The following is a 20,647-nucleotide window of genomic DNA, read 5'->3' as shown; positions in this document are numbered from 1 at the left end:
TTTTTTTGTTTTTGTCAAATTTTTCTATAAAAAAATCACTGACCCATGTAGATCAGCGATTTTCCTTATTCTTCTTCTGGATTATAGTTAACTATGGCTACCATTTTTCCGTCTTTGTCTTTTATTCTTCTTATTTTTCTATCGAAGTCCAGTCTTTTCATCCATATGTTTTTTTCACATCCCAGGCATTTTAGTTTTATGTCAGCACCTAGCCTTTGGATTTGCCATAAGTTTTCTCCACATGGATGTCCTTTTTTTAGGCTTACTATGTCATCTACTTTGTATTTTTTCATTGTTTGCACTCCACTAATGAACTTTTCATATTTCTTTTTTCCATTTCATATTTTATCATTTCTCTTATTTGTCTAGATATTTCCCATTGCATTCCATTTTTTACTTTTGCTGTTATTCTTACTTTGTATGAGAATTCGTTTAGGTCTTTTATTTCAAATATTTCAAATTTTTTCTTGAATGCCTTTTTATATTTTTCTTTTTCTGCTATTTCACTGGATATTTTCTTTACCATTTCTTTTACTTGATCAAGGCTTGTATCGTAAGATACACTAAAGGTCGCCTCAGATATCATTAGACCCCTGTTGAAGTTTTGGACGCTGGTTATTTCCGAGTTTGGAATTATGTGTAAGGAGCCATTGAAGTCCCTTATTTTTGTTATTCTAAAGTCAAGAGCCTCAACTTCTCCCTCTATTCCTGCTACTTTTATCCATTCGCCGACTCTTATTTTATCATCTAAGATTATTAGTATCCCTTTTATGAAGTCAGCAATTATTGTCTGAGTCCCAAGTGCTATAGCTACACCACCAACCCCTGCTGTAGCTATTAGAGTTGATGTGTTGATACCGAATATGTCAAGAACCATAGTTATAGCTATGAATATTATTAATACTCTTATTATGGAGTATAGGACCCTAGAGATTGTGTGTATTTTGTTTGTATTGACTGAAGATTTTTTTACTAGGCTTCCTTCCAGAAACTTATTTATTATTTTTTTTATAAGAGCAAGAATTATGACACTTACTAAAACTACTATAACTAGGGATATGGCTCCATAGAGCAGTTTATGCTTCATTATTTCTCTTACCATTTCTTGCTTTTCTATTTGTTCAATCATTAATTTCCCTTAATATTTCTTCTGCTAGTTTTTTGTGAAAATCCCTAGCCAAATGAATGCCATCAATGTATCTGCCAGAAATCCTCCTTGCATCTATTAGGATAAAATCTTTATTTTTTCTTAGCTTTCCTAATTTTTCTGTTAAGTAGTCGATTTTCATATTAACTTCTTTGTAAAAAATATAACTGGCTTCTTCTTCTATATATGGAGGTATAACTATAATTGTTTTTTCTAGCTTTCTCATATTTAATATACGTTTTAGATTTTGGTAGGCAAATTCTACGCTTATCGCGTTTAGAAAGTCATTCGTACCAGCAAATATTATAAGGGTGTCTTCTTTGTTTACTCCCTTGAATCTTTGGTATCTTTCTAATATTTCTTCAGTTGTCGAACCATTTACTCCCAAGTTTCTAACAAGAAAGCCCGCCTTCTCAAGAAAGCGGGTATAATTTTTATCTTCTACAAGATAGCCTTGGGTAAATGAATCTCCTAGGCAAATTATTTTCATTGTATTTTCTTTAAGGCAAGACCTGTTCTAGAAGGAATATATATCTTAATTCCATCATAGTCTGTTCCTGCCAACCTTTCTGTTTTATATACTTCCTCGTGGCTAATCCTATCAAATCCTCCAAATCTTGACTCATCCGTATCCATAGCAACTATAAATTCTCCTATGTCATGGATTGGCAAATGGAAGGATTCGTAAGAATTTTCTGGATGGAAGTTAAAGATATAGACCACATCCTTATTTCTGTAAGCTATAATTTTTCTGTCATTGTCAATCCACAACCTGTAGGTTTCAGTGGATAGTTGCTTATTGTTTTTTACAAACTCAATCATAGCTGTATCAAAGTTGTTTAGATATTGGTATTTCAAATCTTTGGAGTCGGCAAGTGACCATTGACGTCTGGCGTAGTGGTAGGAGTAGCCATTTCCTTCTCTCGGAAAATCTATCCATTCAGGATGACCAAATTCATTGCCCATGAAGTTAAGGTAGGCATCTGCTCCCATGGATATAGTAATCCACCTAATCATCTTGTGGAGGGCTACGGCCCTATCTATGATTATGTTATGATCATCTTTTCTCATGTTCCAATACATTTCTTGGTCGGCTAGCCTAAATATAGTAGTCTTTGAACCGACTAGGGCTTGGTCGTGACTTTCGACATAGGAAACTCTTTTTTCCTCTGGCCTATGGGTTGATAGTTCATACCACATTTGTGATAAGTCCCAATCTTCATCACGCTTTAGTAGTGATTTTTCCCAAAAATCAGGCATACCCATTGCTAATCTATAGTCAAAGCCAATTCCTCCATAGGAAATAGGCAAGCACATTCCAGGCATTCCACTCATATCTTCTGCTATGGTTATTACATCACTTTTTATTTCTCTGGCCAATTGGTTGGCAAGTTGCAAGTAATTAATTGCTTCAATGTCTGTATTCATAGAAAAATATTTCTTGTATGAGTCAAAGGCCTCTCCTCTTCCATGGTCCTTGTAAATCATTGATGTTACTCCATCAAATCTAAATCCATCGAAGTGATATTCTTCTAGCCAATATTTGATATTTGAAAGAAGGAAGTGGCAAACTCCGGGCTTTTTATAATCGAAAAGCTTGGAGTCCCAGTCAGGATGATTTCCTTCTTCTCCATCATGGAAGAATTGATAGACTGTTCCATCAAATTCATTAATTCCTTCAGCTGTGTTTTTTACCGAATGAGAATGGACTAGGTCCATTATTACATTAAGACCTAATTTATGGGCAGTATTCACCAGAGATTTAAGCTCATCATTTTCTCCATACCAGGAGCTTGGAGCAAAGAAGTTTGCTACTTGATAGCCGAATGAACCATAGTATGGATGTTCTGCTATAGCCATAAGCTGAATAGTATTGTAGCCGCCTTTTTTTATTCTAGCAAGGACATGTTTTTCAAATTCCTTATATGAGGATACCTTTCCCTCTTCGCCTGCCATACCAATATGAGCTTCATATATAAGCAAGTTGTCTTTTTGAGTCTTAAAGCCATCATCTTCCCAAACAAATTTCTTCCTAGGATTTTGTATTATGGCTGCATAGTCAAGATTCTCATTTCTTTCGACCCTAGTCGCATAAATAGGTATCCTATCTCTTATAGATCCATTTGCATCAACTAGGACCTTAACTCTCGACTTATGGGCAAGAGTTCTAATGCCTTTTATCTCAATTTCCCAATCTTCATCGTTTATCTTCTTCATAGGATGAGAATGTCTATCCCAATTATTAAAATCTCCTATAAGGTAGAGGCCCTCAGCGTGAGGGGCCCATTCCCTATAAATCCAACCTGTTTTTGTTTTGTGAAAGCCGTAGTAATTGTGTGCATTTGCAAAATCGGTTAGCTTTTTACCTTTTCCTAGGAGCTTTTGCCTTTGTCTTTCGAAAGATTCCATCCTCAAATTAATGTCATTTTCATAATCTTTTAGCCAAGGATCAATGTTTAATATTTCCCACTTTGCCATACACCCTCCTAACCTTCTTTTCTTAAATTATTTTCCTAAAATTTTCGCTGTTATTTCTTTTGGTACTTCTTCATATCTTACAAATTCCATAGAGAATGATCCACGAGCTGATGTTTGGCTTCTTAGGTCGATTGCATAAGTTAGAACTTCTGCTAGTGGAGCTTCTGCAAGAATAATTTGGCTACCGTCAGATTGAGGTTGCATACCCAAAATTCTTCCACGTCTCTTGTTCATATCTCCCATGACATCGCCCATGTTAGCATCTGGAACCTTTATTTCTAGTTTCATAACTGGTTCTAGTAGGATTGGATCTGCTTCTTCTATACCCTTCTTGAAGGCAATCTTGGCAGCAGTCTTGAAGGCTTGCTCATTTGAGTCTACTGGGTGATAAGAACCATCATATAGGGTTGCTTTAATACCTGTAACCTTATAACCACCAAGTGGGCCTTCTGATAGGGATTCTATAAGTCCTTTTTCTACTGCAGGGAAATAGTTCTTAGGAACTGCTCCACCGAATACTTCTTCTTCAAAGACGAAATCTTCATCAACTGGCTCAAATCTAATAAATACATCACCATATTGGCCTGCACCACCAGATTGTTTTTTATGTTTACCTTGAACATCTGACTTAGATTTGATTGTTTCCCTATAAGGAATCTTGTATTCAACGACTTGTGTATTTACAGAATAATTATCTTTTAGTTTATCCATCAATACTTCTAGTTGGACATTGCCTAGACCTGAAAGAATTGATTGGCTAGTTTCTTGATTTCTCTCTTGACCAAAGGTTGGATCTTCTTCGGCGAGTTTTTGTAGGGCTTCTGAAATCTTATCCTCATCATTTTTGCTTAGGGCTTGGATTGCGAAGAATAAAACTGGTTTTGGATATTTTATTTTCTTATATTCAATCTTATTTTCCTTTGTAGCTAGTGAATCCCCTGTTGAAGCAGACTCAATCTTAGAAAATGCTCCTATATCTCCTGCAACTAACTTATCGACCTTGATTTGTTCCTTGCCCCTTAGGACGAAGAGGTTCGCTACCTTTTCTTCAACATCCTTTGTTACATTATAAATCTTATCGTCTTTCTTTAAAGTACCGGAAATAATCTTAAAGATTGAAATTTTACCTACAAATGGGTCAGCAATTGTCTTAAATACAACTGCAGAGAATGGTGCATCCTTATTTATTTCGAAAGCTTCATAGCCTTCTTTTACCCTGTAGCCTATATTTGCAGCCTCATCATCTATGGCTGGCATATATTTTGTTATGCAATCGAGTAAAGATGTTAGTCCTATTTGTTTATCACTTGATCCTGCTATAAGTGGAACAACATCTCCTTGAAGGATTGCCTTAGATAGACCCTTCATAAATTCTTCTTCTGAGAACTCTTCTCCCTCAAAGAATTTTTCCATTAGACTATCGTCAGATTCAGCTACAGCTTCTATGACTTGATTGTAAACTTCTTCAACCTCTGCCATTCTTATCTCAGGAATCTCTACTTCTTTCTTTTCGTCATTTTCATAAGAATAAGCTTTTTTATCAATTACATCAATAATTCCTTCAAAATTTTCCCCTTCTCCAAGCATTAGGGTTAGAGGGATGATTTTCTTGCCAAATTCTATGTGGAGGTCTGATACTACCTTGTTGAAGTTAGCATTCTCTTTATCTAATTTATTTACAAAAATTATGGATGGTAGATTAATTTCTTGGGTATATTTCCAGTATTTTTCTGTTCCTACTTCTATTCCATTTTCTCCATCTATTACAAATAGTGCTGATTCTGCAGCTCTTAGGGCCTGCAAAACTTCGCCTTCAAAGTCAAAAAATCCAGGAGAATCTATAAAATTAATCTTAAAATCATTATATTCGATTGGAATAATTGAAGTTTGGAGGGATATTTTTCTCTTTTTTTCTTGTGCTTCATAATCTGAAACAGTTGATCCGTCTTCAACTTTTCCCTTCTTATCGATCACACCAGTTTTGAATAGTAATGACTCTGTCAATGAGGTCTTACCAGCTTTTGAGTGACCGACCAAAGCTAAATTTCTGATTTTAGATGTGTCATAATTTTTCATATTTACTCCTTTGCGAAAACATTTATTCTTTGCATAATAAAATGTTCTTTTTTGATATTTATACTATAATTATATAGCAAAAAACAAAATTTATCCACTAAATAGAAAATGTTTTCACGCAGTCAAGTTAAAAGCCCCCGTGAAGGGGGCTTTTAGTGTTTTTTGATAGCTTCTTTTAGATAATCTAAAACCGTCTTAGACTTTCTAAGTTTATCACTTGCTATATATTTGCTTATGGCTTTAAGGGTTTTCTTGTTATCTCTGCTTGCGAAAATGAAGTCGCCATTGTTTTTGGTGTGAATTGCAAATCTATTAATTCTTTTACCAAAGATAACTAGGGCAGTTATTAGTTTAATCTCTGTCCAAGGTATTTGAATGAAGTCATTCTTATTTCTATTGTTATAATATTCGAAGGCCTTATCTCCTACCATTATCTTTCCATTTGATGTAAAAGCGTTGAGATTTGTCGCATCAATAGCAAGATCCACCCTAGTATTTTGTGATTTTATCATTACATTATGCCAAAGAATCTAGCGACAATTCCTATTGCAAATAATACAAGAATTATTGTAATTGGAGAAACGTCTTTCTTTAGAAGTTTACAGATTCCAAGGGTTAGTAATAGTGGAATGAGTCCTGGGATTAGGCTATTAAGGTTATCTTGAAGGGTTGTAACCTTAACTGGATCTAGGGCTGTAGCTCCAATAGAGTTATATTGGCTTAGGGCTTGTTTTATTCCTTCTGCTCCAGCAGGAAGATTTGCCCAGTCTATATAAGAGCCTGTTTGTTGGGTAATTTCTGATACCTTTACTGTAAAGTTAATTGATACCCATCTTTGTACTAGGGCTCCAACTATAAACATACCAAGGATTGATGCCATCAAGGTGATTTTACCTAAGAGTCCTCCTGAAAGGTCTTTTGTAATTTCGCTACCTGCCTTGTAGCCCATCTCTTGAGTCTTCCATTCAAAGAAGTATCTAATTAAGTTCCATGCTACAAAGAAAATTATTGGTCCTAAGATATTGCCGGATAGGGCAAGAGAAGCTCCTAGAGCACCTAAAATTGGTCTTAGGGTAAACCAGAATACTGGATCTCCTACACCTGCAAGTGGTCCCATCATTCCTACTTTGACACCGTTAATTGCAGCATCATCTATTGGAGTTCCATTCGCCCTTTCTTCTTCCATAGCAAGGGTAACTCCCATTACTGGACTTGATACATATGGGTGGGTGTTATAAAACTCCAAGTGTCTTTTTAGCGCTTGTTTTTGATCTTCCTTATCCTTATAAAGAGCCTTGATAGCTGGAATTATAGAGAAGGCCCAACCACCATTTTGCATTCTTTCGTAGTTCCAAGTTCCTTGGAGAAATTGGTGACGGTTGCAAACTTTCCTACGAACAGATTCTGTAAGGACAATTCTTTCTTGATTTGTTTTAGTATTTTCAGTCATAATTGCTCCTTTTAATAATCATTAATTATATCGCCAAGTGGGTCGCCAGAGCCTGAACCTCCACCTTGATTAGACATTGCCAAGTTTTTGAGTGTCATATAGATTATAGCTAACACCACACCTATAACACCAAGACCTATTAGGGTTATTTGTTTAATAGCAGCAAATACAAAACCTAGAGCAAAGAATGGCCATGTTTCTTTTGTACTCATCATGTTTAATACCATAGCATAACCTACGGCCGCAACCATTCCACCACCTACAGCCATACCACCTTTTAGCCATTCTGGCATCATGTTTAGGGCATCAGTTACTACTTTTGGTGGGATGAAGCAAAGAACTAGGGCAGGAATAGCAATTCTTAGTCCTTGCATAACAATTCCCATCCATGATAGGACTTCTATTTTCCCAAAATCAGCATTTTCTGCCGCAGCATCCATACCATGAACCATTGGTATAGCAAGAGTCCTTGCAATCATTGTAAGAAATAACCCTGCTACAGAAAGTGGGATTGCAAGAGTTATTGATGTGTTTATTGCTGTCTCTACATTTTGGCTACCACCTCCTAGGGCAAGAGCCATGATTATAGCACTCGCTACAGAAGCTAAAGCAGCATCTGGAGCAACTGCCGCACCAACATTTGCCCAACCTAGGGCTATAAGTTGTAAAGAACCGCCCAAGATAACTCCTTCTTTTAGGTGACCTGTTACAAGTCCTATTAGGGTACAAGCAACAAGTGGTTGGTGGAATTGGAATTGGTCCAAAATCCCCTCACAACCTGCAAGAAAAGCTACAAGGACAATTAAAATTATATTAAGTATATTCATAATTTCTCCTATTAATTCATATTAAGTTCGCTTTTTGCTTTCTTCATTAAGTTGTCAAAGTTTTCGCTCTTATCTGCTGGAACTTTTCTAACATCAATCTTGATTCCGTATGATAAAATTTTATCAAAACACTCAACATCTTCTTTATTCATTGAAACCGCATTGGTAAGGTTGATGTCGCCTTTTTTGTAGGCCATAGATCCTAGGTTAACCTTTTCTAGTTTGCCACCTATTTCTAGGAATTGCAAAACATCTTGTGGTTTTTCAAACAAGAGCATAACACGAGTTGCCCCGAAACGAGGGTCATCTACAATTTCTTTCATCTTCCAAATTGGAACTACGTGAGCCTTAACTCCTGGAGGAGCTGCCTCCATTACCATGTTCTTTCTTAACTCATCCTTACTTACATTATCGCTTACTACTATGATTCTGTCCGGGTTAATGGACTTTGTCCAGCTAGTAGCGACTTGACCATGAAGAAGTCTTGTGTCTATCCTTGCAAGGCCAATGTCAATTTTGCCATCGCCAAGGACTGTTCCTTCAGGGATTGCTCCTTTTGGACTAGAAGTATCCTTAACTTCTTCTTTCTTCTCTTCAACCGGATTTAGCTCTTCCGGTTTGATTCTTACGCCTTCCTTGGCAGATCCTACTATAGCCTTTGCTACATCGTGGCTTTTGTCCGCTGTAAATCTTTCGCTTAAAGCTTCGATAACCATAGGAAGGTTCATTCCTGCAACTATTGCCCATTTTTCTTCATTACCCTCAAATAAATTTGAGCTTTGGTTAAATGGAGTACCACCCCATAGGTCAACCAAAAAGAGGATTTCTTCAGAATCTACTGCTTTTATAGCATCTTTGAGCTTTTGTCTGAACTCATCTGGCCCCATTGAAGCTAATAGGCAAACTGACTCGAATTTTTCTTGCTCGCCAAAAATCATTTGGGCAGATTCTTTGATACCATCTGCAAATCTACCGTGGCTTGCGAGTATTATTCCTAGCATACGAACTCCTTTCTTTAATTAGTTTTAATATATTCATAATATACCCACCTTCCAACATCCTAAGCCTTAAAAGATAATTTTTATTAATAATTTGGAAAAATACACCCAGCATTTCTTCTAACCCCATCTAAAATCCATGCTCTAAGTAGCTTCAGGAAATATTTATCGATTTCCTTGTATCACTTTAACTATAGGCTTATCATATTTCCTAAATTTATAAATAATCTATCCAAGGCTCATTTAAGTTTACTTGTTCATAATCTAAAAATATTAATATATATAAGTCCTAGACGTCTATTAGCTTGGGCTTACTATTATTTCTAACTCAATGACAAGTCAGTAAATCTTTTTTGCCATCAATAGGGCTAAAAACTTCTCTAACAGTTTTTTCTGCCCTCCAAGCCCAAGTTTCATAAGTCTCTTTCAAAGATTAGCCTTAGTAAACTTACCTTTATATAATAACATAATTTCACATCTTGGCAATAGTTAAAAACTTATCAATTTCTCAATATAATTTCTTTAATCTATAAGCTTATTTTAAGTAGTATAATATTACAAATGGAGGAAGTATGACTTACGATTTATTAAAAAAAGAAACTTTTGACAAATTAGGCCTTGAGGTTTTCTATTATGAGCATAAAAAAACTAAGGCCAAGATTATATATGTTAAGACAGATGATGAGAATAAAACTTTTGCTATAGGCTTTAAGACACCGCCCACAGATTCTAAGGGCAAGGCTCATATTATGGAGCATTCTGTTCTTAATGGTTCCAAAAAATATAGGACCAAGGATCCCTTTATGGATATGGCCTCCTCTAGCCTTCAGACCTTCCTAAATGCCATGACCTATCCTGATAAGACTGTTTATCCAGTATCTAGTGAAAACGATAAGGACTTTAGAAACCTAGTAGATGTCTATTTGGATGCCGTTTTTAATCCCTTGGTTTTGGAGAAGAAGGAAATTTTAGACCAAGAAGGTTGGCACTATGAAATGGAAGATGGAAAGATTAAAGGAATTTCTGGAGTTGTTTATAACGAAATGAAGGGGGCACTTTCTGATCCAGAAAGTCTAATCTATAATGACATCAACTCCCTATTATATAAGTATAGTCCTTATGAACACGAGTCTGGTGGCAATCCTGACTTTATCGGAGATTTATCCTATGATGAATTTATAGACTTTTACAAAGACCACTATCATCCATCAAACTCCCATATTTACTTTTATGGAAATATGGAAATTGAGCCACTCCTAAAAAGTTTAGACGAAGATTATCTAAGCAAATACGACTATAGAGAGATTGATACTTCCATAGAAGTAAAGGAAAATTATTATCCAAAGCTAGTAGAAGGCAAATACCCAACTAATAAGTTTAAAGAAAATGAAGATTACTTATCCTACGCCTTTCTTGCAAGCTCTGCCCTAGATAGCAAAGAATACCTAACTCTTTCAATCCTAGTTAACACCATCTTTAATATGGATTCGTCTAAGATTAGAAATGAAATCATAGAAAGGCTCAATCCAGAATATTTCTATGCAAGACCAGGCTATGGTAATAGGTCTTCTGTCCTTATCCAAGCTCAAAAGGCTGATGGAAGTAAGATAGATGAATTTGTAGAAATTATAGAAAGAGGCTTAGCTGAAGCAAGCAAAAATATTTCCATAGATAGCCTAAAGTCCGCTTTTTCTATATTTGATTTTGCCCAAAGGGAAAATCTCAACGATGTAAATCGTGGTCTAAATTATTATTTGATGACAAATTTCGATGGAGATCCTTTTTCTGTCTTTAGGATAGTGGATGTTTTAGATGAGTTAAAAGCTCTTATAGGGACTGGCTACTATGAGGATTTTATCAAAAAATATTTCATCAACAATAAGACCCGCCTAATCCACCTTGCAAGACCTGATGAAAATTATTGGCAAGAAAAAAATCAAAGCTTTAAAGATAAGATAGACAAACTAAATGCCACAATGGATGAAAAATCTTTGGCTATAATAGAAAACGACCTAAAAAGGCTCAATAATTATCAAAATAGGGAGAACACTCCAGAAGAAAAGGCGACCATACCAAGGCTTGACCTAAAGGATGTACCTACTAAGCTAAAGGAAATTCCAAGAGAAGTCCATGAGGATAAGTTCAAGATAATCTATCACGATTTAGAAACAAGTGGCCTTATCTATGCAAATCTATATTTTAATGTAAACCATCTAAGCCTAGAAGAATTGCAATATCTCCAACTAATCAATGAGTTTATGGGATCTATCGACACCAAAAATATTTCCTACAAGGAGATTGACGATGTCATCTGGCAATATTTGACAGGACTTAACTTTAGCCTAACAAATATTAGAATTAAGAAAGATGAAATCGAAAGTTACCTAAAGGCTTCCCTAAAGACCACTAGAGAAAATATTGATAAGGCCCTTGACATCATCAAGGACTTTCTATCAAATTCTATCTTCGATGACCAAAAGAGATTAATCGAACTGTTGCGAATTAGAAAATCAGTTTTCGAGTCTAATATGTATGACTCAGGACACCTCATAGCTATTAATAGAAATAATTCTCATATTGATAAGCTTTCTTATATAAAGGAGGCGATTTCTGGAGTTTCATATTATCTTTTTGTTAAGAAAATGATAAAAGAAGCAGGTGAGGACTTCCCTAGCTTTAAGGATAAACTTTCTAAAGTTTATGGAAAAATCTTATCTAAAAATCTCTTAGTAAATCTTACAGGAGCTAAGTCTGACCTAGACTTCTTTAGAAGCTCAATAGAAACTAAGCTAGGCTTTTTGGATAAGACCTATGAGAAAAAAGAAATTAACTTCGAGAAAAAAGCTATCAAGGAAGCCCTAGCCTCTGATGCTAATGTAAATTACGTTTCAAAATCAGCAGACCTTAAAGCCTTCGGAGCCAAATATGACGGTAGATTCTCTCTAGCAAGTGCTATAATATCAAACCCTTACCTCTATGAACTAATAAGGGCTAAGGGAGGAGCCTATGGGGCAGGCATGCTAGTAGATAGGTCTGGACTTTTTTCTAGTTATTCTTATAGGGACCCAAATATTAGAGAGAGCCTTGATAATTACGATAAAATTTCTACTATAGCAAGAGAGCTTGTAATGGATAAAAGGGATTTCGAGAACCAACAAATCTCTGCTATGGGGACAATCCTTAGACCAAAATCTCCTTCCCAAAAGGCCGACATGGATTTTCTAGCCTACATGAAAGGAAATCCTAAGAGCGAAGAAGAAATCCTCGCTGAGATTAAAAATGCCAAAATTTCTGATATTAGAAGTTTTGCTGATATCTTTGAAAAGGCCCTAGCCCTTAATAATATTTGTGTTTTTGGTAACAGAGGAAAGATAAGGGAAAACTCTGACCTCTTCGATAAGATAATAGACCTTGCTGATTAAGATAATTAATCAAAAATGAATTATATTTAAATATCTTTTATAATAAATTGATTTGTAGTATGATATAATTAAGAAAACAAAAGGAAGAATTATGTCAGATAAAAATAATAAAAATAAAAAAAACATCTCCGATTTTGTGGAAGATATCGAAAACTTCTCTTTTGACGATATCCCCTTTGCAGAAATTGGCGAAAGAATAAAAAATTCAATTAACGGAGCTTTAAGGGGCTTTTCTAATTCAGCCAAGAAGAGTCTTCCACCTACTAGAAATCCAAGGGTCTGTGCCCAAAAGCCACCACAAAAAGATTCGGGAGTCTTTGCAGGTATAGTTTCTTTTATAGGAGGTCTTACCGCTCTTTCAGCCTTTCCTATGTTACTCGATGGGGAGGTTATTGCAGCTTTCTTATCCTTCTTTTTTGGTATAGCCTTTGCAGGAGTTTTTTGGAAAATATCAGCTAGACTTAAAAGACTATCTAATAATTACCTAAGATATCTTAGGGAACTTGGGGATAATACAGTAATTTCCATCAAGGACCTGGCAAGTGCTGTCGCCCAAAGCGAAGAAGAAACCACCAAGGACCTCCTCTACATGATGAAGAAAAATTATTTCATGCAAGCAAGGATTGTCGAAAATGGAAAAATTTTTATCCTAGATATACCAACCTTCAAACTCTACAAGGAAAAACTTGAACAAATTCCTTCTTATAGGCAAAATCTAAGTGATGATAGCATGTTAGAAGCTAGTGATATGTCAGTTGAAGATTTAAATAGCGAAAGAGCCAAGGAGATTATTGCTGAATCCATAAAATCTTTGGATAAGCTTAATGATGAAAAAGAGAAAATCGAAAACTTAGCTTTTAGGGAGAATTTGGGAAAGCTTATTGATAATTCAACTGCTATCCTAAGGATAATCGAGAAGTATCCAGAAAAAGCAACAGGCCTTAGCAAATTTTCAAATTATTACTTGCCTACCAGCTTAAAGCTTGTTGCTTCCTACAAGGATTTCGAACTAGTAAATAGTAGCGACCCTAGGATATTAAAGTCCATGGGAGAAATCGAAGGCTCTATAAAAACTATAGGAGAGGCCTTTGACAAGATGAAAATAGACCTCCTTGATGATAGGGCCATGGACATAAAGACTGAAATCGACACAATTAACCTCTTGTTAAAACAAGAAGGGCTCGCAGATGATGATTGGAGTAGAAAATGAGCGATATTAAATTAACCCTTGATGGGGCAAATGAAGATGACAAATTAGAAGAAGTCGGAAAAGAAATAGACCTAGTAGAAAATAAAATAACTTTTTCTCCTGAAGAAGACAAGATGATAGAAGATTTTTCCCAAAAAATCGACCTTGAAGATACTAATATTATCCTCCAATATGGATCTGGAGCCCAAAAGAAGATTTCAAACTTCTCAGAAAAAACTCTCGATACCGTAAGAAACAAGGACCTCGGAGAAATCGGTGGCCTTCTAGATAAATTGGTTGTGGATATAAAAAGTATGGATGCCGAAGAAAGCTCTGGTCCACTCGGCTTTTTCAAAAAGCAAATAAATAAACTCGATGCCCTAAAGTCTAAGTACCAATCTGCAGAAAAAAATATTTCTGATATTTCCAAGATCTTAGAAAACCATCAGATAACCTTGATGAAGGACATTTCCATGCTTGATCAAATGTATGATCTTAACGAAGAATATTACAAGGAAATTTCCATGTATATAGAAGCTGGCAATAGGAAACTTATGAAAACTTACAAGGAGGATATACCAGCCCTTGAAAGTAAGGCAAGAACATCAAATCTTCCCCTTGATGCCCAAAAGGTTAATGACTTAAAATCCCAAGCCAATCGCTTCGAGAAAAAACTCCACGACCTAGACCTAACTAGAATGGTATCAATTCAGATGGCCCCACAAATAAGGATGGTTCAATCATCAAATTCCATCATGGCAGAGAAGATTCAAACTACAATCGTAAATACCATACCTCTTTGGAAAAACCAAATGGTTTTAGCCTTGGGTATGAACCACACCGAACAAGCTATCAAGACCCAACAGAGGGTAACTGACCTTACTAATGATCTTCTAAGAAAAAATGCCGATATCCTAAAGCAAAATACCATAGAAACTGCCAAGGCTACCGAACGTGGAATAATTGACCTTGATACAATCAAACACACCAACGAAGCCTTAATTTCAACTATAGAAGAAGTGAGAAATATCCAAATAGAGGGCAAAAAGAATAGAGAACTTGCCAAGGCTGAGCTTAAAAACCTTGAAGAAGAACTAAAGAAAAGGCTAAGCATAGGAAACTAGGGTATAATGTATTTGGTAATCTTTATCAATACTAGGGACTGTTTTACTTAGGGCTTGATAAAGTAGAAGAAGAATTAAAGGAGAAATAATGACTGATAAATTAGAATTTAAGTTCGACTGCCAAATGCTTATAGCAGGCGAAGATTTGGACGAAGATGAAATATTTGACTATATAACAGAACACCTAGAAGGCGATAGCCTCCTTGCTGTAGGAGATGAAGACTTAATCAAAATCCACTTTCACTCCAACAAACCTTGGGAAGTCCTAGAGTATGCAGCAAGCCTAGGAGAAATTCACGATATAGTAATAGAGAATATGCAAAGACAAGCTGAAGGCCTCCAAGGCTAGAAATCAAAAAGACTATCAGGTACAGAGATTGATTGATAGTCTTTTTTTTGGGGATAACCCCAAGCCTTATTTACTTTATTTCAAAATTTTAATCCAAGAGTTCTTTTAGTCTACCTATAACTTTGTAGTCGACTTTTTTCAATTCTTCGATATTTTTTGCCCCTACTAGGCACATAATAATTTTTATCTTGTAATTTAAATCCCTTAGGAAGTCTTCGCAAGCCTCATAGCCTCCATGGAGGAGATATCTTAGGACTTCCCCGCTCATAGCTGCCATATCAGCACCTATTATTATGGATTTTACGATATCCATGGCGTTTCTCAAACCGCCTGAGGCGATTATAAATACATTTTTTGATACGCTTCTTACATCTATAATTGATTTTGCTGTAGGGATGCCCCAGTCGTAAATTTCTGAGAAGTCTGTTTCTACATCTCTTAAATCTTCTATCTCTATGAAGTTGGTTCCGCCTTTGCCTGCTACATCAATGTATTTTACACCCATAGTCATAAGCTTTTGGGCAACTTTTTTGGAAATTCCAGAGCCTGTTTCCTTTACTATTATAGGCAAATCAAAATTTTCTACTAGATTTTTGATATTTTCATCAAGCTTTCTAAAGTCCCTATCCCCTTCTGGCATTACCAGCTCTTGGGCTATGTTTAGGTGAACCTGCATGGCATTTGCCTTGATTAAATCTCTTGCAAAAATAAAATCCTCTAGACTTCTTTCACTTCCCAAATTACCAATTTTGATTAATTCTTTATCCTTCATTAGGGTGAAAGCATCTCGACTTTCTTCATCGTCTATGGCTATAGCTTCGCTTCCTACAGCCATAGGGATTCCTACGCTCTCGCAAATTGATGATAAGTCTTCGTTAATATCGCAACCTGCCTCACCACCTCCGGTCATGGCGTTAACCATAAGAGGCATGGTGATTTTTTTGCCTAAAAATTCTATGGATGTATCAATTTCATCCAAGCTCAAATTTCCCAAGGCATTGTGCTCTATATAAATATCGTCTAGCAGGCTATTGGTTAAACTTTCACTCTTTAAATAATTTTCTATATGTTCGTCTTTCCTTAATCTTCTTTCTTCCATTTCTCCACCTACTATTCGTCTATATCGCTAGTGTCAGCTTTTTCGACTGTGCTTTCTTGAGGAGCTTCTGGGGCTGGCTCACTAGGCTTACTCTCCTCTTGAGGCTCTTGTTTGCTTGTATCTTCTGTATTTTCATAACTTGGCTCATAATATTGACCTTCTGGCTCTGGCTCATAGTAATAATACCTTTCATTGTTTGTATTACTATTATAGCTTGGAGGGTTAGCTGGTGCTTGATTTTCCACTGGAGGATCAGGTTTAAGACTTCCAGTATTTTCTTCCTCTTCTTTTTCGAAGCCCGCCTTAGACTTATCCCAGTTTTTAAGTTTGAAATCTTTGAAGTGCCTATCCACAAGCTTTAAGGTTTTTTCAAAGTCAGGTATATAATAGCTTGTCCCATATATAGTTTGCTCATGACCAGGAACCATATAGGTGCTTACCTTATCTGATGAGAAAACTTTCACATTATTAGCTAAATCCATCATGATTGGCATAGGTAGGTTGGTCTTAACATATTTCAAATAGTTAGTTATAAAAGTCATAAGATTAATCTTTTTAGACTTATATACAATTTGATCGACCATAGCCTTCACAAAACCTTGTTGGGCCTTGACCCTTCCTATATCACCATTTACATAGATTTTTCTAGTTCTAAGATACCAAAGGGCATGCTGACCATCGAAATGGTTCATTCCTTCTCTAATTTTTAGTCTTCCGACATCTATTGAGACACCTTCCGGCACATCAAAGTCTACACCTCCCAAGGCATCTATAATATTTTCTACAGCCTTGTAATTGACTTGTACATAATAATCTATATCAAGACCCAAAAAGTTCCTTAGAGTTTGCATAGTTAGCTCAATTCCTCCAAAGGCATGGGCATGGTTTACCTTATCAAATTCTTCTCTTATTTTAACCCTAGAGTCCCTAGGAATTGATAGAATGTCGATTTTGCCCGTTTCAGTATTTGCTTTCATAAGCATAATAGTATCAGTTCTGGTAAAATCGTCATTATTATCGCTATCTGAATTTTTATCTACTCCAACAAGTAATATCAGATGCTCATGTTCATTAGTAGAAACGGCATTATCATCGAAAGAATAACCTTCGCCAAAGGTCTTCTTTAGCTCTCTTGCTTGAAGCTTATCAAGAATTGCACTTGATCCAAAATATGCTAGAACAGCAACCATAACTACTGCCAAAATTCTTTTTAGTTTCATCTTATTTCCTTATCTAAATTTCAATAGTCCTTATCTATACTATTATATGCTAAATAACATCTCCTACAAGATACTTAGCTTTAGATTTGCACGAAAAAAAAGGAGGCGATGCCCCCTTATTAATCACTTAGAACTTTCTAATATCTTCCCTTAAACTTCAAGGCTTCTGCCATAGATTTGATAGCTACCATGAAAGAAGCTTGTCTGAGGTCGACATCTTTTTCTTCTGCCATATCGAAAATTCTTTTGAAAACTCTTAGCATATCTTCTTCTTCTTTATCTTTAACTTGATCGTAAGAGAAATAATAGCCTAGTTGATTTTGTATCCATTCATAATGGCTTACCAAGACTCCGCCGGAGTTTGCCATTATATCAGGAATAATAGTTACTCCCTTAGCCTCTAAGAAATCTGATGCAAGAGGAGTTGTTGGGCCATTTGCCCCCTCAGAAATAACTTCTGCCTTAATACTCTTAGCTATATCTTCTGTAATAACATTTTCTAGGGCACAAGGTAGGAGAATGTCAGTATCTAAACCAAAGAATTCTTCGTTAGAAATCTTCTTAGTTCCTTCTGCCTCAAAATCTAGGACAGACTTACCAGCTTCCTTTAGTTCTAGTAGGGCTTCTGGATCAAAACCATTTTTGTTAACTATAGCAGAAGAACCTGATGGAGCATTTTTATCGCTAGCATTTACAGCAATTAGCTTTGCCCCAAATTCCTTTAGATACTTGCAGGTAAAATATCCTACATTACCAAAGCCTTGGCAGATAAAAGTTTTTCCTTCCAAGCTTTCATTTTTTCTTTGATAGTAATATTTTACAGAAAGAGCAACACCAAAACCTGTAGCTTGATCTCTAGCAAAAGATCCGCCTAGGGCAAGTGGCTTACCTGTAAATGTAGCTATATCTTGCTTACCTTCATTTAGGCTTATATACTCATCAATAAAATATCCCATTATCTTTGCATTAGTATTTACATCTGGAGCTGGAACATCTTGTCTAGAACCTAAATAATTATTTATGCTTCTAACATAGGCTCTGGATAAAAGCTCTAGTTCTCTTTCGGAAAGTTCTTTTGGATTAACGCAAATGCCACCCTTGCCTCCACCTAGAGGAAGACCTAGGAGGGCTACCTTGATGCTCATCATCATAGAAAGAGCTTCAACTTCTTCTCTTGTAACCTTATCATCAAATCTAACTCCACCCTTGGATGGGCCTAGGGCTGAAGAATGTGCTGACCTATAGCCTTTAAATACCTTAGTGTAGCCCTTATCCATCTTTACAGGAATAGCTACTTCTAAGATTCTTTCAGGCTCTTTTAGTATCTCATAAACACTAGGATCTAGATTAAGTTTGTCACAAGCATCCTTGTATCTTAATCTGGTTGCTTCTAATATATCCAATTTTTCACTCATCATTAGCTCCTTATATTGTTTTATATTAATAATAATACATACATATTTATAGATAGTCAATTTTAAAAATAAAAAAACTTTCCGAAATTTTTCAGAAAGTTTTCATCAATTTTTAGCCCCCATTAGCTGTTGGATAGTTGTTATCGAATCCCTATAAGATTTGGATAAAATATCTGGTGCTGTTGGGTTTTCTTCATTAATTTTTCCTGCTGGATCATAACCGAGAGTATTGGTATAAGTAAATACTAGACCAGAATTTGGCATAACAGAATTTATTACTCCTAGGGTTATTCCATCTCCACCAGTATTTTGTCCGATAAGGGTTGCTGTGTTAGAATATTTTACAAAGTTTGCAAAGCCTTCTGCTGCAGAAAATACTTCTCCATCTACCAAAAGATACATAGAGCCTGGATAGCCATAATCCTTATCCGATGTATCTGGATTAATGGTTAAGACTTCCTTCATATAAAAGTCAAAACGCTTGAGATCATCAGCATGGTCAAGTTTTATTGCTGAGATATCGACATTAGAAAGTCTTTCTACATTTAAACTGTTATCAGCAAAGATAAGTTTAGACTCGTCAGATTCCTTGAAGAATAAATTGTTAGTAACTGTTTTTGGCCCAGTTATTAGCTTAGGTAGGAGGAAGTTTTGCCAATATTCCATGTTTCCTCCGGTATTTCCTCTTATATCAATAGCTAGGGCCTTGTATAGGTGTTTGTTTTGGAGAAATTCTTTTAAGACTTTGAGGTCTTGGCTATATTTATCGCTAGATGCCATAGACTTTACTTTTAGTAGGGCTATACCATCAGCCGCTTCTTCAAATTCTAGATTGTTATCAGAAATATTGTCAAATATAGCCGATCTTCTATCAAGATCAAGCTTTGCCTCAGTATCACTTTGGACTCCATCTATCCCATACCTATTTCTAACTACCTGCCTATTTAGGTTTAAAAATTCGTAATAAATTGACGGAGACTTCCAATTTTTAGAAAAATACTTCATGGTCTTTAGGACATAGTCCCTATCTGCAATCCTAGTGTGATTATTTTTTAGGTCTAGCATGACCTCTTCCATGGTTTTTCTAAATTCTTCGTCATTTTTGCATGCTTCTACCATGCCCTTATACTTATCATAATTGTTTAGAAAGTCCATCTTGTGCTTTCTCTTTAGGACACCAAAAAAAGGATAATTATTTTTGATTTGATCAAAGAAATAGTTAAAGTCCTCCACTCTTTGCTCTTTAGTAAGCTCTTTTGGTCTTTGGACCTTGGGAAGCTGAAGCTTTAGGGGATGGCTTAAACCCTTATACCATTTAAGGTAATCATCTACTGAAAAATCCGTAATCTTATCTGGGTAAAATGAACCGTCAGAAAGGACAAGTCCCTCCTTGTCATATTCCCTCATGGCTTTTTTCATTTTCATTGATTCAAATCTTCTTTCTACACAAGAAGTCAGAAAAAGGAGGATGATTAATAAAAAGCCAACCCTTAGTTTTTTATTCATCTATAAGTCCTCCATTTAAAACCAAATCTCTCTTGTAGAGATCATAGAGAAGGGCAATATTACCCAAAGGATTAACTAGAGAATAAATTATTATAAAAAGGATTATAAAGGATAATTTATTTAACTCAACTCTTCTGATAGAGGCCTGGCTATAGTTGGTGTTTTTGAGATTTAGGAGGGAATAAATCATAGCAAAGACTCCAAATACAATCTCAAATATCTCCCTAAAATATATACCAAAGGCTAAAACTCCCAAACCCGACAAAAACCATAACAAGGAGCTTAGTTTAACTAAGCTATTATATTTTCTTATTACATTTCTTTCTTTGTTTTTTCTCTTGCGCATA

General features: G+C 35.7%; 18 protein-coding genes. 4 read left to right on the top strand and 14 right to left on the bottom strand.

Going from position 1 to position 20,647, the window contains the following annotated elements; all coding sequences use genetic code 11:
• Window positions 1-65: 65 nt before the first annotated feature.
• From HMPREF0077_RS08600 to HMPREF0077_RS08560, 9 genes are all read right to left on the bottom strand, one after another.
• Entirely contained in the window at window positions 66-293 is a 228-nt protein-coding gene (locus HMPREF0077_RS08600; protein ID WP_004837625.1) for a DUF951 domain-containing protein, read from the bottom strand.
• A complete protein-coding gene (locus tag HMPREF0077_RS08595; protein ID WP_004837624.1) occupies window positions 290-1,129 on the bottom strand; it encodes a mechanosensitive ion channel family protein in 840 nt (279 codons plus the stop codon). Before HMPREF0077_RS08595 ends, HMPREF0077_RS08600 begins: the two co-directional genes overlap by 4 nt.
• Window positions 1,122-1,637: a GDSL-type esterase/lipase family protein gene (locus HMPREF0077_RS08590; protein WP_004837623.1), complete on the bottom strand. Its 516-nt coding sequence runs from the start codon at window positions 1,635-1,637 to the stop codon at window positions 1,122-1,124. The genes HMPREF0077_RS08595 and HMPREF0077_RS08590 overlap by 8 nt, the downstream gene beginning before the upstream one ends.
• Window positions 1,634-3,625 carry an alpha-amylase family glycosyl hydrolase gene (locus HMPREF0077_RS08585; protein WP_004837622.1) on the bottom strand — a complete coding sequence of 664 codons (1,992 nt, stop codon included), beginning with the start codon at window positions 3,623-3,625 and terminating at the stop codon, window positions 1,634-1,636. The genes HMPREF0077_RS08590 and HMPREF0077_RS08585 overlap by 4 nt, the downstream gene beginning before the upstream one ends.
• Before the next feature lie 27 nt (window positions 3,626-3,652).
• Window positions 3,653-5,701, bottom strand: coding sequence for an elongation factor G (fusA, locus tag HMPREF0077_RS08580; protein WP_004837621.1), 2,049 nt, complete (start codon window positions 5,699-5,701; stop codon window positions 3,653-3,655).
• Window positions 5,702-5,853: 152 nt separating this feature from the next.
• The gene (locus tag HMPREF0077_RS08575) at window positions 5,854-6,213 is read right to left on the bottom strand and encodes a DUF956 family protein (RefSeq protein WP_004837620.1); all 360 of its coding nucleotides are present in this window, start codon (window positions 6,211-6,213) and stop codon (window positions 5,854-5,856) included.
• Window positions 6,213-7,151: a PTS system mannose/fructose/sorbose family transporter subunit IID gene (locus HMPREF0077_RS08570; RefSeq protein WP_004837619.1), complete on the bottom strand. Its 939-nt coding sequence runs from the start codon at window positions 7,149-7,151 to the stop codon at window positions 6,213-6,215. The genes HMPREF0077_RS08575 and HMPREF0077_RS08570 overlap by 1 nt, the downstream gene beginning before the upstream one ends.
• Window positions 7,152-7,162: 11 nt before the next feature.
• Window positions 7,163-7,978 carry a PTS mannose/fructose/sorbose transporter subunit IIC gene (locus tag HMPREF0077_RS08565; RefSeq protein WP_004837618.1) on the bottom strand — a complete coding sequence of 272 codons (816 nt, stop codon included), beginning with the start codon at window positions 7,976-7,978 and terminating at the stop codon, window positions 7,163-7,165.
• An 11-nt stretch (window positions 7,979-7,989) separates the two neighbouring features.
• Window positions 7,990-8,979: a PTS sugar transporter subunit IIB gene (locus HMPREF0077_RS08560; protein WP_004837617.1), complete on the bottom strand. Its 990-nt coding sequence runs from the start codon at window positions 8,977-8,979 to the stop codon at window positions 7,990-7,992.
• Window positions 8,980-9,548: 569 nt separating this feature from the next.
• Between HMPREF0077_RS08560 and HMPREF0077_RS08555 the strand changes: the two genes are divergently transcribed.
• The 4 genes from HMPREF0077_RS08555 (at window position 9,549) to HMPREF0077_RS08540 (ending at window position 15,060) form a co-directional block, all read left to right on the top strand.
• Window positions 9,549-12,398: an insulinase family protein gene (locus tag HMPREF0077_RS08555; protein ID WP_004837616.1), complete on the top strand. Its 2,850-nt coding sequence runs from the start codon at window positions 9,549-9,551 to the stop codon at window positions 12,396-12,398.
• Between the two features lie 91 nt (window positions 12,399-12,489).
• Window positions 12,490-13,608: a 5-bromo-4-chloroindolyl phosphate hydrolysis family protein gene (locus HMPREF0077_RS08550; protein WP_004837615.1), complete on the top strand. Its 1,119-nt coding sequence runs from the start codon at window positions 12,490-12,492 to the stop codon at window positions 13,606-13,608.
• Window positions 13,605-14,711: a toxic anion resistance protein gene (locus HMPREF0077_RS08545; RefSeq protein WP_004837614.1), complete on the top strand. Its 1,107-nt coding sequence runs from the start codon at window positions 13,605-13,607 to the stop codon at window positions 14,709-14,711. The genes HMPREF0077_RS08550 and HMPREF0077_RS08545 overlap by 4 nt, the downstream gene beginning before the upstream one ends.
• An 88-nt stretch (window positions 14,712-14,799) precedes the next feature.
• The gene (locus tag HMPREF0077_RS08540; RefSeq protein WP_004837613.1) at window positions 14,800-15,060 is read left to right on the top strand and encodes a hypothetical protein; all 261 of its coding nucleotides are present in this window, start codon (window positions 14,800-14,802) and stop codon (window positions 15,058-15,060) included.
• Between the two features lie 88 nt (window positions 15,061-15,148).
• On the opposite strand, the gene fni is transcribed toward HMPREF0077_RS08540, so the two are convergent.
• The 5 genes from fni to HMPREF0077_RS08515 form a co-directional block, all read right to left on the bottom strand.
• Window positions 15,149-16,159, bottom strand: a complete 1,011-nt coding sequence (fni, locus tag HMPREF0077_RS08535; RefSeq protein ID WP_004837612.1) for a type 2 isopentenyl-diphosphate Delta-isomerase — start codon at window positions 16,157-16,159, stop codon at window positions 15,149-15,151.
• Window positions 16,160-16,170: 11 nt separating this feature from the next.
• Window positions 16,171-17,379: an LCP family protein gene (locus HMPREF0077_RS08530; protein WP_004837611.1), complete on the bottom strand. Its 1,209-nt coding sequence runs from the start codon at window positions 17,377-17,379 to the stop codon at window positions 16,171-16,173.
• A gap of 137 nt (window positions 17,380-17,516) precedes the next feature.
• The gene (locus HMPREF0077_RS08525; RefSeq protein ID WP_004837610.1) at window positions 17,517-18,794 is read right to left on the bottom strand and encodes a Glu/Leu/Phe/Val family dehydrogenase; all 1,278 of its coding nucleotides are present in this window, start codon (window positions 18,792-18,794) and stop codon (window positions 17,517-17,519) included.
• A 105-nt stretch (window positions 18,795-18,899) separates the two neighbouring features.
• Complete coding sequence (locus tag HMPREF0077_RS08520; protein WP_004837609.1) at window positions 18,900-20,300, bottom strand: S41 family peptidase; 1,401 nt, start codon at window positions 20,298-20,300, stop codon at window positions 18,900-18,902.
• Window positions 20,293-20,646 carry a hypothetical protein gene (locus HMPREF0077_RS08515; protein ID WP_004837608.1) on the bottom strand — a complete coding sequence of 118 codons (354 nt, stop codon included), beginning with the start codon at window positions 20,644-20,646 and terminating at the stop codon, window positions 20,293-20,295. The genes HMPREF0077_RS08520 and HMPREF0077_RS08515 overlap by 8 nt, the downstream gene beginning before the upstream one ends.
• Window position 20,647 lies beyond the last annotated feature (1 nt).

Source organism: Anaerococcus tetradius ATCC 35098 (assembly GCF_000159095.1).
In the GTDB taxonomy this organism is placed as follows: Bacteria; Bacillota; Clostridia; order Tissierellales; family Peptoniphilaceae; genus Anaerococcus; species Anaerococcus tetradius.
This window is presented reverse-complemented; position numbering and strand designations above follow the sequence as displayed.

Excerpts from the sequence above, each read along its gene's own strand:
- HMPREF0077_RS08555 (WP_004837616.1), top strand. The coding sequence starts at position 9,549 with ATGACTTACGATTTATTAAAAAAAGAAACTTTTGACAAATTAGGCCTT.
- HMPREF0077_RS08540 (WP_004837613.1), top strand. The coding sequence starts at position 14,800 with ATGACTGATAAATTAGAATTTAAGTTCGACTGCCAAATGCTTATAGCA.
- HMPREF0077_RS08565 (WP_004837618.1), bottom strand. The coding sequence starts at position 7,978 with ATGAATATACTTAATATAATTTTAATTGTCCTTGTAGCTTTTCTTGCA.
- HMPREF0077_RS08515 (WP_004837608.1), bottom strand. The coding sequence starts at position 20,646 with ATGCGCAAGAGAAAAAACAAAGAAAGAAATGTAATAAGAAAATATAAT.
- HMPREF0077_RS08575 (WP_004837620.1), bottom strand. The coding sequence starts at position 6,213 with ATGATAAAATCACAAAATACTAGGGTGGATCTTGCTATTGATGCGACA.
- HMPREF0077_RS08520 (WP_004837609.1), bottom strand. The coding sequence starts at position 20,300 with ATGAATAAAAAACTAAGGGTTGGCTTTTTATTAATCATCCTCCTTTTT.
- HMPREF0077_RS08550 (WP_004837615.1), top strand. The coding sequence starts at position 12,490 with ATGTCAGATAAAAATAATAAAAATAAAAAAAACATCTCCGATTTTGTG.
- HMPREF0077_RS08600 (WP_004837625.1), bottom strand. The coding sequence starts at position 293 with ATGAAAAAATACAAAGTAGATGACATAGTAAGCCTAAAAAAAGGACAT.
- fni (WP_004837612.1), bottom strand. The coding sequence starts at position 16,159 with ATGGAAGAAAGAAGATTAAGGAAAGACGAACATATAGAAAATTATTTA.
- HMPREF0077_RS08530 (WP_004837611.1), bottom strand. The coding sequence starts at position 17,379 with ATGAAACTAAAAAGAATTTTGGCAGTAGTTATGGTTGCTGTTCTAGCA.
- fusA (WP_004837621.1), bottom strand. The coding sequence starts at position 5,701 with ATGAAAAATTATGACACATCTAAAATCAGAAATTTAGCTTTGGTCGGT.
- HMPREF0077_RS08545 (WP_004837614.1), top strand. The coding sequence starts at position 13,605 with ATGAGCGATATTAAATTAACCCTTGATGGGGCAAATGAAGATGACAAA.
- HMPREF0077_RS08525 (WP_004837610.1), bottom strand. The coding sequence starts at position 18,794 with ATGAGTGAAAAATTGGATATATTAGAAGCAACCAGATTAAGATACAAG.
- HMPREF0077_RS08560 (WP_004837617.1), bottom strand. The coding sequence starts at position 8,979 with ATGCTAGGAATAATACTCGCAAGCCACGGTAGATTTGCAGATGGTATC.
- HMPREF0077_RS08570 (WP_004837619.1), bottom strand. The coding sequence starts at position 7,151 with ATGACTGAAAATACTAAAACAAATCAAGAAAGAATTGTCCTTACAGAA.
- HMPREF0077_RS08585 (WP_004837622.1), bottom strand. The coding sequence starts at position 3,625 with ATGGCAAAGTGGGAAATATTAAACATTGATCCTTGGCTAAAAGATTAT.
- HMPREF0077_RS08590 (WP_004837623.1), bottom strand. The coding sequence starts at position 1,637 with ATGAAAATAATTTGCCTAGGAGATTCATTTACCCAAGGCTATCTTGTA.
- HMPREF0077_RS08595 (WP_004837624.1), bottom strand. The coding sequence starts at position 1,129 with ATGATTGAACAAATAGAAAAGCAAGAAATGGTAAGAGAAATAATGAAG.